General features: G+C 66.3%; 18 protein-coding genes. All 18 read left to right on the top strand.

Translation table 11 applies throughout. The annotated features are described in order from the left end of the window. Nucleotides 1-4 precede the first annotated feature (4 nt). The 18 genes from coaD to trmD all read left to right on the top strand — a co-directional run bounded on the left by coaD (nt 5) and on the right by trmD (nt 15,863). Nucleotides 5-532 (top strand): pantetheine-phosphate adenylyltransferase, encoded by a 528-nt coding sequence (gene coaD, locus ACE37B_RS03425; RefSeq protein ID WP_409921876.1) that lies wholly within the window; start codon nt 5-7, stop codon nt 530-532. A gap of 6 nt (nt 533-538) precedes the next feature. Next, nucleotides 539-1,156, top strand: coding sequence for a hypothetical protein (locus ACE37B_RS03420; protein ID WP_409921875.1), 618 nt, complete (start codon nt 539-541; stop codon nt 1,154-1,156). Between the two features lie 68 nt (nt 1,157-1,224). Beyond that, a complete protein-coding gene (locus ACE37B_RS03415) occupies nt 1,225-1,767 on the top strand; it encodes a YceD family protein (RefSeq protein ID WP_409921874.1) in 543 nt (180 codons plus the stop codon). A gap of 175 nt (nt 1,768-1,942) precedes the next feature. Next, the gene (rpmF, locus tag ACE37B_RS03410) at nt 1,943-2,125 is read left to right on the top strand and encodes a 50S ribosomal protein L32 (RefSeq protein ID WP_409921873.1); all 183 of its coding nucleotides are present in this window, start codon (nt 1,943-1,945) and stop codon (nt 2,123-2,125) included. Between the two features lie 55 nt (nt 2,126-2,180). Next, entirely contained in the window at nt 2,181-3,173 is a 993-nt protein-coding gene (gene plsX / locus ACE37B_RS03405; protein ID WP_409921872.1) for a phosphate acyltransferase PlsX, read from the top strand. A 35-nt stretch (nt 3,174-3,208) separates the two neighbouring features. Then, complete coding sequence (locus ACE37B_RS03400; RefSeq protein WP_409921871.1) at nt 3,209-3,505, top strand: acyl carrier protein; 297 nt, start codon at nt 3,209-3,211, stop codon at nt 3,503-3,505. A gap of 22 nt (nt 3,506-3,527) precedes the next feature. Further along, nucleotides 3,528-4,232, top strand: coding sequence for a ribonuclease III (rnc, locus tag ACE37B_RS03395; RefSeq protein WP_409921870.1), 705 nt, complete (start codon nt 3,528-3,530; stop codon nt 4,230-4,232). 78 nt (nt 4,233-4,310) lie between these two features. Beyond that, the gene (mutM, locus tag ACE37B_RS03390) at nt 4,311-5,147 is read left to right on the top strand and encodes a bifunctional DNA-formamidopyrimidine glycosylase/DNA-(apurinic or apyrimidinic site) lyase (RefSeq protein ID WP_409921869.1); all 837 of its coding nucleotides are present in this window, start codon (nt 4,311-4,313) and stop codon (nt 5,145-5,147) included. An 82-nt stretch (nt 5,148-5,229) separates the two neighbouring features. Beyond that, the gene (gene smc / locus ACE37B_RS03385; protein ID WP_409921868.1) at nt 5,230-8,709 is read left to right on the top strand and encodes a chromosome segregation protein SMC; all 3,480 of its coding nucleotides are present in this window, start codon (nt 5,230-5,232) and stop codon (nt 8,707-8,709) included. A 132-nt stretch (nt 8,710-8,841) separates the two neighbouring features. After that, nucleotides 8,842-9,684 carry an IS5 family transposase gene (locus tag ACE37B_RS03380; protein WP_409921328.1) on the top strand — a complete coding sequence of 281 codons (843 nt, stop codon included), beginning with the start codon at nt 8,842-8,844 and terminating at the stop codon, nt 9,682-9,684. Nucleotides 9,685-9,803: 119 nt separating this feature from the next. Then, complete coding sequence (locus ACE37B_RS03375; RefSeq protein WP_409921328.1) at nt 9,804-10,646, top strand: IS5 family transposase; 843 nt, start codon at nt 9,804-9,806, stop codon at nt 10,644-10,646. Between the two features lie 73 nt (nt 10,647-10,719). Next, the gene (gene ftsY / locus ACE37B_RS03370; protein ID WP_409921867.1) at nt 10,720-11,871 is read left to right on the top strand and encodes a signal recognition particle-docking protein FtsY; all 1,152 of its coding nucleotides are present in this window, start codon (nt 10,720-10,722) and stop codon (nt 11,869-11,871) included. Between the two features lie 5 nt (nt 11,872-11,876). Further along, nucleotides 11,877-12,302, top strand: a complete 426-nt coding sequence (locus tag ACE37B_RS03365; RefSeq protein ID WP_409921866.1) for a hypothetical protein — start codon at nt 11,877-11,879, stop codon at nt 12,300-12,302. Nucleotides 12,303-12,388: 86 nt separating this feature from the next. Further along, nucleotides 12,389-13,852, top strand: coding sequence for a signal recognition particle protein (gene ffh / locus ACE37B_RS03360; protein WP_409921865.1), 1,464 nt, complete (start codon nt 12,389-12,391; stop codon nt 13,850-13,852). 156 nt (nt 13,853-14,008) lie between these two features. Continuing rightward, nucleotides 14,009-14,281: a 30S ribosomal protein S16 gene (gene rpsP / locus ACE37B_RS03355; protein ID WP_409921864.1), complete on the top strand. Its 273-nt coding sequence runs from the start codon at nt 14,009-14,011 to the stop codon at nt 14,279-14,281. Continuing rightward, complete coding sequence (locus ACE37B_RS03350) at nt 14,278-14,532, top strand: KH domain-containing protein (protein ID WP_409921863.1); 255 nt, start codon at nt 14,278-14,280, stop codon at nt 14,530-14,532. Before rpsP ends, ACE37B_RS03350 begins: the two co-directional genes overlap by 4 nt. Before the next feature lie 3 nt (nt 14,533-14,535). Continuing rightward, a complete protein-coding gene (locus ACE37B_RS03345) occupies nt 14,536-15,081 on the top strand; it encodes a ribosome maturation factor RimM (RefSeq protein WP_409921862.1) in 546 nt (181 codons plus the stop codon). Beyond that, nucleotides 15,078-15,863 carry a tRNA (guanosine(37)-N1)-methyltransferase TrmD gene (gene trmD / locus ACE37B_RS03340; protein ID WP_409921861.1) on the top strand — a complete coding sequence of 262 codons (786 nt, stop codon included), beginning with the start codon at nt 15,078-15,080 and terminating at the stop codon, nt 15,861-15,863. Before ACE37B_RS03345 ends, trmD begins: the two co-directional genes overlap by 4 nt. Nucleotides 15,864-15,892: the final 29 nt, after the last annotated feature.

The raw sequence follows: 15,892 nt of genomic DNA, 5'->3' as shown, positions 1-15,892 counted from the left end.
GTCCATGAGCGCCAGCAACGACAGCGAGCGACCGACATGTCGAGTCTTGTACCCGGGAAGCTTCGATCCGCTGCACCTCGGCCACCTCGACGTCATCGAGCAAGCGTGTGAGCTCTTCGGCGAGGTGATCGTCGCGGTGCTCTACAACTTCGCCAAGGACTCGGGAATGTTCAGCGTCGACCGGCGCGTGGAACTCGCCGAGGCGGCGACTGCACATCTGCCTCACGTCAGCGTCGAGAAGCACGCCGGACTTACGACACAGGCCGCCCGCGCCGCAGAGGTCGACTTCATCGTCAAGGGGCTGCGCACGCCGGGTGATTTCGAGATCGAGCAGCAGATGGCGCAGATGAATCACTCGACCTCAGGGGTGCGGACCGTCTTCGTGCCGAGCCGCCCCGATCTCAGCTTCGTGAGTAGCCGCTTCGTACGAGAGATCGCGAAGTACGGTGGCGACATCGCGCACCTGGTGCCGCTGGCCGTCGCCCACGCGCTGGCGGCCGAATTCGATCAGCACAGCCATGACGGGAACTGAGAATCGATGACCTACGACCATCACGACGACCGGTACCGGGACGATTCCAACGACTACGACGACGTCGTCGACGACGAGTACCCCGAGGGCGGCCCGGCTGCCTACGTGGGCGATGCGGAGACGTTGCTGCGCCGCGCGATCGACGTCGTCGCCACCGCACCGACGATGCCGCTGTCGTCGTCACCGCGCATCGATCGCGACGACCTGATCGAGTTGCTGGAAGAGTCGCTGAATCGTCTCCCGGACGAACTCCGCCAAGCGCGCTGGATGCTCAAGGAACGCCAGGACTTCGTCGCGAAGACCCGGCGCGAAGCCGACGAGTTGCTCGAAGCAGCCCGCGTCCGAGCCGAACGAATGGTGCAGCGAACCGAGGTCGTTCGGGCCGCCGAGCAACGCGCTCGCCAGGTCATGGAGACCGCCGAGGCCGACTCTCGCCGCCTCAAGCACGAGACCGAGGACTTCCTCGACCAGCGGCTCGGATCGTTCGAGATCCTCCTCGACAAGCTGTCCAAGACCGTGCACGCCGGTCGTCAACGCCTCTCGATCGGCACCGCCGCCGATCCGGCTCCGGCAGAGGGGCCCGACGACGATCCGACCAACGCGTTCTTCGATCAGGATCTCTGACCGTTACGTGCCGCATCGCCGCGATGGGCGAGCGTGGGGGACGAGCGAGAGTTCGTAGCCTGAGCACCATGAACGACGACGGGTTGCGCGAACTCCGGGTGAACGCGGTGGAACTCCTGCGCCAACCCGGAGCGATCAAGGAGATCGACGCCACGGTGTCGGCCCATGCGCTCGACATCGAACACTCGGCGCTGTCGGGTGACGTGACGGTGGCGGTCGAGTTGGAGGCGATCAACGACGGGATCACCGTGCGTGGGACCGTGTCGGCCCCGTGGACCGGAGCGTGTCGTCGTTGCCTGCAGGACCTGTCCGGGGTGATCCGCGCTCGAGTCGACGAGCTGTATCAGACGACTGTCACCGACGACGAGGCCTTCCCGATCGAGAACAACCAACTCGACTTGGCGCCGATGGCCCGCCAGACAGCGCTGCTCGAACTCGGCGAGGAACGCCTGTGCCGAGTCGACTGCGCTGGCTTGTGCCCGGTGTGTGGCATCGACCGCAACGCCGCCGGCGACGGCGGGGCGTGGGGCGGAATCGCAGCGTGCGACTGTGACACGACCGTCCGCGACGATCGATGGGCGGCACTCGAGGGGCTTCGCTTCGACGAGTGACATGCCGGCAAGGCATGGGTCGAGGCATGGGTGAGGCATGGGTGAGGCATGGGTTCATGGCGTCGAGCGACGACGTGTTGGAGTGTCCGGTGCGTCCGATATCGTGATGCGGCCCTGACGACCGGCCGGTGGTACCTGATCCCAAACGGTCGGTTGACGAGAACGAGAGCGAACGATGGCTGTCCCGAAGAAGAAGACTTCCAAAGCAAAGACCCGCAGTCGCCGTGCGAGCGCGTGGACGCTCAAAGCGCCTGCTCGCAGCATCTGCCCTCGCTGCAGCGCGGCGAAGGTCCCGCACACGGTCTGCCCGTCGTGCGGTTGGTACCGCGACCGCTACGTCGTCGACGTCAACAGCTGAGCTGTTCGGCCGACTCGTTCGACCGACCTCATGACACGCTGATCGGTTTCTGAGCATGCTTCCCATCGCCGTCGACGCGCTCGGCGGAGACCGTGCTCCTGGCCCGATCCTCGCCGGTGCCCATCAGGCTGCAGCCGACGGGATCCCCGTCGTGCTGGTCGGGCCCCATGATCTCGCCGGTCGTGAAACCGCCGACGGTCGACTGCTCGACCTCATCGAGGCGAGCGAGGTCATCGGCATGCACGACGACCCCGCATCGGGCGTGCGTCGCAAGAAGGACTCCACGCTCGTGCGTGCCGCCGAGGCGGTTCGCGACGGGCGGGCGAGCGCGATGATCAGTGCCGGCAACACCGGTGCGACCATGGCCTCGGCCCTGCTGCGGATGGGTCGCATCAAGGGGGTCAAGCGCCCGGCCATCGCCACACCCATCCCGGTTCCGGGTCACACGCCCACCGTGCTGCTCGACGCCGGAGCCAATGCCGAGGTGCAATCCGATTGGCTCGCCCAGTTCGGCCAGATGGGTTCGATCTACGCTCGTCATCGCTTCGACATCGACAACCCGCGTGTCGGTCTGCTGTCGATCGGGGAGGAAGCGTCGAAGGGTGACACGCTCCGCAAAGAGACCTACGAGCTGCTCGAACGGACGCCGGGGATCAACTTCATCGGCAACGTCGAGGGTCGCGACATCATGAGCGACGAGGTCGACGTCTGCGTCACCGACGGGTTCACCGGCAACGTGGTGCTCAAGACGCTCGAAGGTGGCATGAAGTCCGTCATCGGCGCGCTGCTGCAGGCGTTCGAGCCCGACGAGTTCAAGTCGCACGCCGACGCGTTGATGCCAGCGCTGCTGCCGCTCTACGCGACGTTGAGCCCCGACACCTACGGTGGCGCGATCCTGCTCGGTGTCGACGGGGTCTGCATCATTTCGCACGGCTCCTCGAGCGCGGAGGCGATCCGCAACGGGATCGGTGTCGCCAAAGACATGGTCGACCACGCGATCACCGCCGAGATCACGGCGGCGATCGCGAGTGTCACCGCTGCCGACTGATCCGGCCCGGCGAACCACGACGGTAAGCTCCGACGATGCCCGCTGACACGCACGTGGAACAGCCGCCACTCGACCGCGATGAGATCCTTCGGATCGTCCGCGATCACCTGGCCGACATCCTCGAGATCGAACCGTCGACCATCACCGAAGGCCAGTCGTTCGTCGACGACCTCGACGCGGACTCGCTCGCATTGATCGAACTCGTCGAAGCGCTCGAGGAAGACATCGGCGAGCGCACCGTCGGCTTCCGCATCGAAGACGAAGACCTCGAAGATCTCAAGACCGTCCGTGACGCCGTCGACTACGTCTTCGAACGCTCGAAGCAAGGCTGATCTCCGGGCGAGATCGAGCACCGTGGTCGACGACGCGCCGCAGCTCGACGTACTCGCCGAGCGGATCGGATACCGATTCGACGATCCGTCGCTGCTACGCCAGGCCATGGCGCACCGCTCGTGGTGCGCGGAACACGGCGCCGTGGCGAGCAACGAACGGCTCGAATTCCTCGGCGATGCCGTGCTCGGTTGGGTGATTGCCGACATCGCTTACCGACGCTTCGAGTCGATACCGGAAGGGCAACTCACCGACCTCCGCAAGAGCGTGGTGAACGCAGGTGCACTCGCCGCGGTGGCCGAGTCGCTCGACGTCGGACCGCACCTGTTGTTGGGGAAGGGGGAGTCTGCTGCAGGCGGAGCCCGCAAACCGTCGATCCTGTCGGACGCCTTCGAGGCGATCCTCGGGGCGGTGTATCTCGATGGCGGGACCGAGGCTGCGTACAGCCTCGTCGAGCGCCATGTCGCCCCACGCCTGGCGGTCTCGATCGATCGGCTGCACGAACTCGACAACAAGACGCAACTCCAGGAACTGTGTGCGCGCGCCGGCGCCGGGGCGCCGGCGTACTCGTCGACGTCCGTCGGACCCGACCACGCAAAGGTGTACACCGCCGTGGTCACGATCGACGGGCGGCGCTGCGGTGAAGGAACCGGCGGATCGAAGAAGGCGGCCGAGCAACTCGCTGCTGCGGCGGCGTGCTCGACGTTCGAGCTGCGCGACCGGCCATGACGATCGAGACCTTGGCGGTGCGCGCTTCGACCGAGCGCGTCCGGCCGATTCCGGTGAACAAGGTGTCGGAACGCTGCGATGCCTGAGTTGCCGGAGGTCGAGACCGTCCGGCGCGGACTCGATCGGCACCTGGTAGGGCGCCGGATCGAACGTGTCGAGGTCGGGCGCGAACGCGTGGTCCGGCGGACCTCGCGCGAGGCGCTGATCGTCGGGCTGACCGGTACGACGGTGCTCGCCGCCGATCGACGCGGAAAGTACCTGTTGTTGCCGCTCGACACTGGCGAGTCGATGATGATCCATCTTCGTATGAGCGGTCAGGTCCTGATCGCCGAGCGCACCCGGCCGAGGCCTTCGCACACGCACGTGGTGCTGCACCTCGATGACGGCTTCGAAGCGTGGTTCGTCGACCCGCGGACGTTCGGCGAGGTCGTCGTGTACGACCCGGATCGCGTGGATAGCGAGTTGCCCGAGATCGCCCGGCTCGGCATCGACCCCATCGCCGACTCGTTCACTCGTGCCGACCTCCGGGCGATCGTTCGATCGACCCGCCAGGCGCTCAAGCCGCTGCTGCTCGACCAACACCGCATCGCGGGGATCGGCAACATCTACGGCGACGAGATCTTGCATCGCGCACGGCTCCGCCCCGATCGGCCCGCCAACACCCTCGATGCTCGCGCCACCGCACGGCTCCACGAGTCGATCGTCGAAGTGCTCGTCGCGGCCATCGAGGCCGGAGGCTCGACGTTGAGCGACGCTCAGTACGTCGATCTGATGGGCGTCGAGGGGTCGTATCAGGACGACCATCGCGTGTACGCACGCGGCGGTGAACGTTGCGAGACCTGCGGCCGTGGGTGGATTCGTCGCACGGTGACCGGTGGTCGGGGCACCCACTTCTGCCCGGTGTGTCAGCGATGACCGGCGGGGATCGTCCGTGGCTGCAGACGTTTTCGACGGGCAGTCGGTTGCGCCGGGTTGCGACAGTTAGCGTAGGGCCGCTGTGTTTCTGAAGAGTCTCACCCTCAAAGGGTTCAAGTCGTTTGCCGAGTCCACGAAGATGGAACTCGAACCCGGCGTCACCGTCGTCGTGGGCCCCAATGGGTCGGGCAAGTCGAACGTCGTCGACGCGATGGCCTGGGTGCTCGGCGCTCAGTCTCCCAAGGCGGTCCGGAGCCAGAAGATGGACGACGTCATCTTCGCCGGGACCTCCTCGCGGCCAGCGCTCGGACGGGCCGAGGTGTCGATCACGATCGACAACTCCGACGGGACGCTCGGCGTCGAGTTCAACGAAGTCACCATCACGCGCATCCTGTTCCGCAACGGTGACTCGGACTACATGATCAACGGCGTGTCGTGTCGCCTCCTCGACGTGCAGGAACTGCTGTCCGATGCCGGCGTGGGCCGCCAGCAGCACGTCATCGTCAGCCAGGGACAGATTGACGCGGTGCTCAACGCTCGCCCCGAGGAGCGGCGGGCGATCATCGAAGAAGCCGCGGGCGTGCTGAAATTTCGCAAGCGCAAGGAGAAGGCCGAGCGCCGTCTCGATGCCACGGAGGCGAATCTGCTGCGCGTGCAGGACCTGCTGCGCGAGGTGCGACGGCAATTGCGTCCGCTCGAACGGCAGGCGAAGGCAGCCGAGCGCCACGGCTCGTTGATCGAGGAACTCGGTGCTCTCAAGCTGTTCGTTGCCGGACGCGAGATCGTCGCGCTGCGAACCAAGCTCGAATCGCTGGCCGTGTTGAAGATCGAGAGCGCCGATGCCGAGCGCGAGCTGAAGCAGTCGCTCGCGTCGCTCGACACCTCGGTCATGGCGCTCGAAGCACAACTGAGTGCACGCGGTGCCAGCGACATCGGTGATCGCCTGGCGCGTGTGGAGCAGCTCCGCGAGCGCGCTCGTGGCCTCGGAGCCGTCCTCGCGGAGCGCCGACGTTCGCTGGAACGCGATCGCGGACAATTGCTCGACGCCGGCGTGGTTGCCAACCTCGAAGCAGACGCTGCACGCTTTCGCGACGAACTGGTGGCCGTCATCGACGAACTCGAGACGTTCGAGCCCGCCGCGGTCGCACTCGACGACGAGGAGACCGCGTTCCGGGCCGAGCGCAAACAGGTGCTCGAGGCTGTCGGGAGCGATCAGTCCGCGTCGAAAGCGGCGAGCGCTGCCGCCGAGGTGCGCGGCGAACTCCGGTCGGTGCGGTCGGCGATGGAGCGCTTCGACGGCGAGCTCCGTCGGGCGACAGCTCGCCACGAATCCCTGGCTGAGCGAGTGCAGTTGGCCGACGACGAGATGACCCGTTTCCGTGCCGAGTGCGACGAAGCCGGCGAGGTCGAGGGTCCGCTCTACGACCAGGTCGAAGCCGCCGAGGTCGCCCTCGCAGCTGCGGTGGCCACGCTCGAAGGGGCTCGCGCCGTGCGCGCCACTGCCGCCGACGCTGCATCGACATCCGCGGCACGCGTCGAGGCGCTGCAGATGGCACTCGACGCGGCCCGCGCCCGTGCTGGCGCCGAGCGTCTGGCCGGCGTCGACGGCGTACTCGGGACGCTGCTCGACCTGATCGAGATCGACGACGGATGGCAGGCGTCGGTCGAGGCGGCCCTCGGTGAGTCGTTGACCGCCGTCGTGGTGAGCGATCCGGCAGCCGCCCGTCGTGCGCTCGATGCGCTGCGTAGTTCCGACACGAGTGGAGCGGTCATCGCGCTCGGTGCGCGTCCCGGCGGGAATGTCACGCCGGACATCGGTGAGGCGGTCCGCCCGCATGTCCGCTCCAACGATCCCGACGTGACGGGACTGCTCGACGGGCTGCTCGGTGGGGCGTTGCGCGTGGGCAGCGTCAACGAGGCGCTCGACATCGCTCTGGGGCATCCCGAGCTCGTCGTCGTCACCGAGGCCGGCGACCGGTTCGGGCTCAGCGGGTGGCGCATCGGCGCGGCCGGTGGGGGCGCAACGGCCGCCGCGCTCGATGCTGCAGAGGCTGCGGCGGAGTCAGCGGCAGCCGATCTGGCCGCCGCCGCCGCCGAGGTGGAACGCGCCGAAGCTGCAGCCGAGTCGGCCACGGCGACGGAACGCCGCTTGAACCGCGAGATGGATGCCAACGACGCCAAGCTGAGCGCGGCGTCGGAAGGCCTCGCCCGTGTGCAGGGCGAGCGCCGAGAGATCCAGGCCGAACTCGAGACACTGACCCGAGCGATCGACGAGGCCAACGAGAACATCACTCGCGAGCAACAGCGTGTCTCGGAGCTCGAAGCGTTGCTGCCGGCTCTCGAATCCGACGAGCAAGCCGAAGCCGACGCCGCTCGCGCTCGAGGTCAGCTCCGTGCCGAACTCGAAGCTCGCGCCGCGGCGCTGGCGTCCAAGCGCAAGGATCTCGAGGTTCGCAACGCCGGGCTCCTCGAACGCCAACAGATTCTCGAGCGGCGAATCGCCGAGGCCGAGCGACGTCTCGAAGCCGATGCCGAGGCGCGTGCCGCGGCGCAGGATCGACGCGTCGTCATCGAGCGGTCGATCGCCGTGATCGACCGCCTCGCAGCGATCGTCGATCGGCATCGTGAACACGTCGATGCGCACCATGGCGACCTTGCCGAGCAGCGACGCCAGCAGAGCGACGAAGTGCGCGGGCTCACGAGCGAACTCGACGCGCAGCGTCGTGTCCGCAGCGACAACGAGCGGCGCCTCGACGTCGTTCGCGAACAGGCCCGTCGGGCCGAACTCGACGAGGCGGAGGCGAAGCTGCGCCTGGAGGCCGCGGTCGAAACGTTGCGACGTGAGCTCGACACCGAACCCGCCGTTGCCGAGGCGGCCGAGATGCCGGAGCTACCGGACGGGTCGACCCCGGCGGGCCGAGTCCGAGAGCTTGAGCGCGAACTGCGTCTGCTCGGTCCCATCAACCCACTGGCTCTCGAGGAGTTCAACGAGCTACAAACGCGGCATTCGTTCCTCGAAGCCCAACTCGAAGACGTCCGGAGTACCCGCCGTGAATTGGCCCGGGTGATCGCTGCGGTCGACGGCGAGATCCAGAACGTGTTCGCCGCCGCGTTCGTCGACGTCAGCGCCAACTTCACCGAGCTGTTCTCGCTGCTGTTCCCCGGCGGCACCGGCAAACTCAAGTTGACCCATCCCGACGACCTGCTCAACACGGGCATCGAGGTCGAAGCCAAGCCCAGCGGCAAGAACGTGAAGAAGCTGTCGCTGCTGTCGGGTGGCGAGCGAAGCCTCACCGCGTTGGCGTACCTCTTCGCCGTGTTCCGTTCGCGGCCGTCACCGTTCTACGTGATGGACGAAGTCGAGGCTGCGCTCGACGACGTCAACTTGCACCGCTTCCTCGGGCTCATCCAGGAGTTCCGCAAAGATGCTCAGCTCATCGTGGTGTCGCACCAGAAGCGCACGATGGAAGCCGGGGACTGCCTGCTCGGTGTGTCGATGCAACCCGGTGGTTCGTCCAAGGTCGTGACCGAGCGTTCCGACTCCGTCGCCGCCCGCACCTGAGCCCTCGACCGGTCACCCACATCAACGTGGTGTCTGGAGGTCGCGCGGATAGGTGACCATCCACCGGTCGGTGGGTTGGCTCGGTTTTCATACCGAGTGCGACCCAACTAACCGACCGGGGAGGTCACCCATATGATGCGCGCGCTCGATTCTGAAGTCCACGATGCGGTGTTCGAAACGATCCGAGGCTTGCTCCCGGACCGGCCCGAACATCCGTTGGGTTGTCATCGGCCCCGTATCGACGACCTGGTCTGTTTGCGGGGTCTGTTGATTCGTCTCGTGACGGGCGCATCGTGGGAGACCGTCGAGTTCTTGATGGGCTACACCGTGTCCGACACCACCCTGCGGTCCCGTCGCGACGAGTGGATCGACGCCGGGGTGTTCGATCAACTGCTCGAGCAAGCACTGGCCGCGTACGACCGAATCATCGGTCTGGACCCGACCCATGTCACCATCGACGGCAGCGAACACTTTGCCCCGTGCGGGGGTGAAGGAACCGCTGCAGGCCCGAAAACCCACGGTCGTCTGGGCTGGAAGTGGTGCGCCGGCGTCGACGCCGACGGCATCCCGATCGGCTGGGTCATCGACGGCGCAAACCGCCAGGACTACCGACTGTTGCAACCCACCCTCAACGCGATCACCGCACATCCCGTCACCGCACGGATCGGCACCCTGCACCTCGACCGAGGATTCGGCTACAAATCACTCCCCGACAGACTCGCCGACTACACGATCGGCGACGTGAACGTGATCCCACGAAACCAGCCAGGTCAGGGCCGCATCCAACTCGTCGGATTCGGGCGCCGCTGGGTCGCTGAACGCACCCACTCCTGGTTCACCAACTACGGCCAAATCCAACGCAACACCGACCGCCGAGCAACACACCGCCACGCCGCCCTCTGCCTCGCAACCGTGTTCCTCATCACCGCACGACTCATCGACCACCGCAACACCAACTACCGCCCTATCCGCTGACGCTCCTGACACCACGGTGTCTGGAGGTCGCGCGGATAGGTGACCATCCACCGGTCGGTGGGTTGGCTCGGTTTTCATACCGAGTGCGACCCAACTAACCGACCGGGGAGGTCACCCATATGATGCGCGCGCTCGATTCTGAAGTCCACGATGCGGTGTTCGAAACGATCCGAGGCTTGCTCCCGGACCGGCCCGAACATCCGTTGGGTTGTCATCGGCCCCGTATCGACGACCTGGTCTGTTTGCGGGGTCTGTTGATTCGTCTCGTGACGGGCGCATCGTGGGAGACCGTCGAGTTCTTGATGGGCTACACCGTGTCCGACACCACCCTGCGGTCCCGTCGCGACGAGTGGATCGACGCCGGGGTGTTCGATCAACTGCTCGAGCAAGCACTGGCCGCGTACGACCGAATCATCGGTCTGGACCCGACCCATGTCACCATCGACGGCAGCGAACACTTTGCCCCGTGCGGGGGTGAAGGAACCGCTGCAGGCCCGAAAACCCACGGTCGTCTGGGCTGGAAGTGGTGCGCCGGCGTCGACGCCGACGGCATCCCGATCGGCTGGGTCATCGACGGCGCAAACCGCCAGGACTACCGACTGTTGCAACCCACCCTCAACGCGATCACCGCACATCCCGTCACCGCACGGATCGGCACCCTGCACCTCGACCGAGGATTCGGCTACAAATCACTCCCCGACAGACTCGCCGACTACACGATCGGCGACGTGAACGTGATCCCACGAAACCAGCCAGGTCAGGGCCGCATCCAACTCGTCGGATTCGGGCGCCGCTGGGTCGCTGAACGCACCCACTCCTGGTTCACCAACTACGGCCAAATCCAACGCAACACCGACCGCCGAGCAACACACCGCCACGCCGCCCTCTGCCTCGCAACCGTGTTCCTCATCACCGCACGACTCATCGACCACCGCAACACCAACTACCGCCCTATCCGCTGACGCTCCTGACACCACGCTGACGTGGGTGTGGTGGCGGGCTCCAGATGGACGTGAGGCGATAGCGTCGACGGCGATGGGTGTTGTCGAAATCCTGCTGCTCGTATTGGCCGTCTTGGTGGTCGTCTTCGGGATCGGCGTCGTGGTCGTCAACCGACGGCGGGACGCTGCTGCTCCACCGGCTGCCCGGCCGACGGCTCCGACGGCGCCGCCTCCCAAACCCACCAAGTCGGGAACGATCCTCGAAGAGCGTCAAGCCGCCGAGCAAGGCGACACGGCCGTCGTCGACGCCGAAACCGTCGAACCGGAACCCGTCGAGCCCGCCACGCTGCGCGATCGCCTGGCCAAGGCGCGCTCGACGTTTGCGGGAGCGATCGCCGGTGTGCTGGGGCGCAGCGGCATCACGGAAGAGTCCTTCGAGGATCTCGAAGAGGCCCTGCTGCGTGCCGACGTCGGCGTCGCGATCACCGACGAGTTGCTCGAGGGTCTCCGCGAGCGCGTGAAGGACAAGGAGCTGACCGAGCCCGGGCAACTCCTCGATGCGCTGCAGGCCGAGATGGCCGGTCGTCTCCACGGCAGCGAGCGGTCGCTCACGTTCGCGCCGCTCGAAGAGAGCGAGACCAACGTCTGGATGTTCGTCGGCGTCAACGGCGTCGGCAAGACCACGACGATCGGCAAGCTCGCCAACCAACAGGTCGAAGCGGGTCGGACGGTGCTGCTGGCCGCCGGCGACACGTTCCGAGCGGCCGCCGCCGAACAGCTCAACACCTGGGCGGAGCGGTCCGGATCCGACTTCGTGCGCGGAGCAGAGGGCGGCGATCCGAGTTCGGTGATCTTCGATGGCGTCGATCGCGCCGCGGCCCGGGGTATCGATCTGGTGATGGCCGACACCGCGGGGCGTCTGCACACGAAGTCGAATCTCATGGAGGAACTCAAGAAGGTTCGTCGGGTCGCGGAGAAGGGGGCGGGCACGGTCACCGAGACGCTGCTCGTCATCGATGCCACCACCGGCCAGAACGGCCTGATCCAGGCTCGTGAGTTCAGCGACGCAACCGACGTCACCGGCGTCGTGCTCACCAAGCTCGACGGATCGGCCAAGGGCGGCATCGTGTTCGCGATCGAGACCGACCTCGGCATCCCGGTCAAGCTCGTCGGCATCGGAGAGACGATCGGCGACCTGATCCCGTTCGATCCGGACGAGTTCGTGGCCGCCCTCTTCGAGCGCTGATCGCCGTGCGAGGCCGTCCCGATCATGAGCCCGATCGAGGAACGAACATCGCCCGCCAAGGGCGTTCCCTCGTCGTGGTGTTCATCCTCGGCGCGGGGCTCGTCGGGTTCTTGTTGTTGAGCGCGTCGAGCGGCGATCGACGCTGCGGCGATTCACCGCCCTACCTGCAGGAGGACGCGGCGATCTGCTTCACCGAGGGCTACTCGGGCCCGATGAACAGCGAGAATCTCGCACCGTTCCTGGGACTCACGATGGCCGAGGCGACCGTGCTGGCAGCTGAGTCGGGCTGGACGGTCGTGGTGCGTGTTCGCTACGACGCCGACCCCGACGACCCGGCTGACCAGTTGGCGCCGATCTCCGACGAGGAGCGCTTCGATCGCTTCACCGTCGCACTCGACGATGACGTGATCGTGCGGATCTGGCCCGGCTGACCCCGGAAAGGTCATCGTGCCTGGCACCATGGCACATCTGGGGGCTGCCGGGTCAGCGCATGTCGAGCCGGTAACCTCGAAGCCGCATGTTCGACAATCTCTCCGGCCGACTCGAAGGCATCGTCAAGAAGATTCGCGGCAAGGGCCGCCTCACCGAGGCCGACGTCGATGAGGTGATGAAGGAGATCCGCACGGCGCTCCTCGAGGCCGACGTCAACGTCACCGTCGTCCGCTCGGTGTGCAACCGGATCCGCGAACATGCGATCGGCGCGACCCGATCGAAGGCCCTCGACCCGGGCCAGCAGGTGATCAAGGCCGTCAACGACGAACTCACGCGTGCGCTCGGCGGCGAGACGTTGTCGATCACGTACGCGTCGAAGCCGCCGACGGTCGTGCTGATGGCCGGCCTGCAGGGCTCCGGCAAGACGACCAACTCCGCCAAGTTGGCGGCGTGGTTCAAGGCACAGGGTCGCCAGCCCTTGCTCGTCGGCGCCGACCTGCAGCGACCGGCAGCCGTGCAGCAGCTCCGCACCCTCGGCGCGCAGATCGACGTACCCGTGTTCTCCGACCCGGAGGATCCGGTGCTCACGGCGGCGGCCGGTCTCCAGGAAGCCAAGCGGCTCGGGCGTGACGTGCTCATCGTCGACACGGCCGGACGACTGTCCATCGACGCCGAGATGATGGAGCAGGTGCGTTTGATCTCGGGCGCCGTCGACCCCGACTACACCTTCCTCGTCATCGACGCGATGACCGGTCAAGACGCCGTGCAGACCGCGGAAGCGTTCCACCAGACGCTGCAGATCGACGGCGTCATCATGTCGAAGATGGACGGCGATGCTCGCGGTGGCGCCGCGTTGTCGGTGAAGGAGGTCATCGGCCGACCGATCGCCTTCGCGTCGACCGGTGAGAAGCTCAACGAGTTCGAACAGTTCCATCCCGACCGTATGGCCGGCCGCATCCTCGGCATGGGCGACATGCTGACCTTGATCGAGCAGGCCGAACGGGCCTTCGAGCAAGACCAGGCAGAGCAGGCAGCGGCGAAGCTCATGGAGGGGCAGTTCACCCTCGACGACTTCCTCGAGCAGATGCAGCAGATCAAGAAGATGGGGTCGTTGGGAAGCCTCATGTCGATGATGCCGGGGATCCCGAAGGAACTGAAGAACGCGAACATCGACGACGACGACCTCAAGCCCATCGAGGCGATCATCCGGTCGATGACCATGGAGGAGCGAACGAACCCGAAGGTCATCAACGGCTCTCGCCGAGTGCGTATCGCTGCCGGCTCGGGAACGCAGGTCGGTGACGTCAACCGTCTCGTCAAGCAGTTCGACGAGATGCAGAAGATGATGAAGAAGATGGGCGTCCTCGGCGGTGCCGGTGGAGGCCGAGGCAAGAAGGGCAAGGGTGGCAAAGGTGGTAAAGGCGCCAAGGGCCCCAACAAGCGCCCGAAGGGGCTCGGACCCGGGGTCGACTTCGACCCGTCAGGCATGAACCTGCCCGGGCTCCCGGGGGCTCCCGGCATGCCGGGGCTTCCAGGTCTCCCTCGCTGACGCCCCGAGGGCTGGGTTCAGCCTCGCTCCAGCCAGTTCGTCGACGGTGCTCGACGCACGAAGCAAACCAGCATTCGCAGGTGACCGGAGGGGACCGACCAGCGAGGCGCTAGCCTTTCCACGTTCTCAAATCGAATACAGGAGTGACGATCACAGATGGCAGTAAAGCTGCGACTTACCCGTGTTGGCAAGACCAAGCAGCCTCAGTACCGCATTGTCGCGGCTGACGCTCGCTCACCGCGCGACGGCCGATTCATCGAGATTCTCGGCCAGTACAACCCGCGCGAGGAGCCCTCGCTGATCAATGTCGACAACGACAAGATCGTGAAGTGGCTGAACCAGGGCGCGCAGCCGACGGAGCGCGTCGCCAAGATCATCAAGATCTCCGGTGCGATGGAGCAGTTCGAAGCTTCCAAGGCTTCGAAGTGAGCGACGAGGTCCCTGCCACGGCGGTTGCCGTGCTCACTCACATCGTCAAGTCGATCGTCGACGACCCCGAAGCCGTCACCGTCGAAGTCGACGACTCGGGTGAGCGCACGGCGCTCAATGTCCGTGTCGGCGACGGCGATCTCGGTCGCGTCATCGGCCGTCGTGGCCGTACCGCTGCGAGCATCCGCACCGTCACCCGCGCTGCTGCCAGCAAAGACGACGTCGAGATCGACATCGAATTCCTCGACTGATCCGTGTCGACGAACGGCGACGCCAACCGCGCGCCCGGCCGTCGAGTCGACGCCACGCCGCCCCCGGGTTGGCTGGCGATCGGTCACCTCCGACGTCCTCACGGGTTGCGAGGCGACATCTTCGTCCAACTGACCACTGACCGTACTGATCGGGTCGAACCCGGCGCCGAAGTGTTCGGTGCCGGCGTGTTCCACGTGATCGAGACGAGCCGCCGGGCCGGCAACGGACGCATCATCGCCAAGTTGCATGGTGTCGATGACCGAACCGCCGCCGAACGGCTCACCAATACCGCGCTTTTTGCCGCGCCGGTCGACGACCCCGACGCGCTGTGGGTTCACGAGATGATCGGAGCGCGCGTCGTCGACCAGCACGGCGTCGATCACGGAGCATGCACAGCGGTCGTCGCAAATCCTGCCGCCGACCTCATCGAGGTCGACACCGGTGCACTGGTGCCCTCGACGTTCGTCACCTCGTTCGCCGATGGGGTCATCAGCGTCGAGGTGCCGGTCGGTCTGTTCGCAGTGCAACTCGACGACGGCTACGAATGACCGGCACCGACGACGTCGGAGGCGCGGGGACCCCGACGCCGCGGACGCTGCGGATCGACGTGTTCTCGATCTTTCCGAGTCTCGTCGACGACTTCTGCGCCGAGAGCCTGCTCGGACGAGCACGCACACGCGGCCTGCTCGACCTGCGGTGCCACGATCTGCGTGAACACACCACCGACCGCCATCGAACCGTCGACGACGCACCGTTCGGCGGTGGTGCCGGGATGGTCATGCGCCCCGAACCGATCTTCGCGTCGGTGGAGGCCGTTGATCCGCCCCGTCCGCTGTTCCTGCTCAGCCCGGGGGGCCGTCGATTCGATCAGGCGATGGCGACCGAGATGGCGAGCATCGACGGATTCAGCCTGCTGTGCGGCCGCTACGAGGGTGTCGACCACCGGGTTCGGCGGCATCTCGTCGACGACGAGATCAGCATCGGCGACGTCGTGCTCAGTGGTGGCGAGGTCGCTGCATGCCTGATCATCGAAGCGGTGACCCGCCTTCGCGACGGAGCGATGGGGAATGCGCAGAGCCCGATCACCGAGAGTTTCGGCGCGTCGGGACTGCTGGAGGAGCCGCAATACACCCGACCGGCGGAGTTCCGCGGCGAGGCCGTTCCCGACGTGTTGTTGAGCGGCGATCATGCGCGAATCGAGCGGTATCGCAGCGCGCAACGGTTGCATCGCACGCTGCGGGAGCGTCCTGACCTCATCGACGCTCGCGGCGGACTGAGCGCGTCGGAGACACGCTTGTTGGAAGAGTTCCCCGCAGACCCGTATCATTGACCGGCCGCTCGCACTGATGCGTGCGAGTT

This window comes from Ilumatobacter sp., from assembly GCF_046290335.1.
In the GTDB taxonomy this organism is placed as follows: Bacteria; Actinomycetota; Acidimicrobiia; order Acidimicrobiales; family Ilumatobacteraceae; genus Ilumatobacter_A.
The sequence above is the reverse complement of the archived record's forward strand: the minus strand, read 5'-3'. Positions and strand labels throughout refer to the sequence as shown.

Excerpts from the sequence above, each read along its gene's own strand:
- coaD (WP_409921876.1), top strand. The coding sequence starts at position 5 with ATGAGCGCCAGCAACGACAGCGAGCGACCGACATGTCGAGTCTTGTAC.
- ACE37B_RS03420 (WP_409921875.1), top strand. The coding sequence starts at position 539 with ATGACCTACGACCATCACGACGACCGGTACCGGGACGATTCCAACGAC.
- ACE37B_RS03415 (WP_409921874.1), top strand. The coding sequence starts at position 1,225 with ATGAACGACGACGGGTTGCGCGAACTCCGGGTGAACGCGGTGGAACTC.
- rpmF (WP_409921873.1), top strand. The coding sequence starts at position 1,943 with ATGGCTGTCCCGAAGAAGAAGACTTCCAAAGCAAAGACCCGCAGTCGC.
- plsX (WP_409921872.1), top strand. The coding sequence starts at position 2,181 with ATGCTTCCCATCGCCGTCGACGCGCTCGGCGGAGACCGTGCTCCTGGC.
- ACE37B_RS03400 (WP_409921871.1), top strand. The coding sequence starts at position 3,209 with ATGCCCGCTGACACGCACGTGGAACAGCCGCCACTCGACCGCGATGAG.
- mutM (WP_409921869.1), top strand. The coding sequence starts at position 4,311 with ATGCCTGAGTTGCCGGAGGTCGAGACCGTCCGGCGCGGACTCGATCGG.
- ACE37B_RS03380 (WP_409921328.1), top strand. The coding sequence starts at position 8,842 with ATGATGCGCGCGCTCGATTCTGAAGTCCACGATGCGGTGTTCGAAACG.
- ACE37B_RS03375 (WP_409921328.1), top strand. The coding sequence starts at position 9,804 with ATGATGCGCGCGCTCGATTCTGAAGTCCACGATGCGGTGTTCGAAACG.
- ftsY (WP_409921867.1), top strand. The coding sequence starts at position 10,720 with ATGGGTGTTGTCGAAATCCTGCTGCTCGTATTGGCCGTCTTGGTGGTC.
- ffh (WP_409921865.1), top strand. The coding sequence starts at position 12,389 with ATGTTCGACAATCTCTCCGGCCGACTCGAAGGCATCGTCAAGAAGATT.
- rpsP (WP_409921864.1), top strand. The coding sequence starts at position 14,009 with ATGGCAGTAAAGCTGCGACTTACCCGTGTTGGCAAGACCAAGCAGCCT.
- trmD (WP_409921861.1), top strand. The coding sequence starts at position 15,078 with ATGACCGGCACCGACGACGTCGGAGGCGCGGGGACCCCGACGCCGCGG.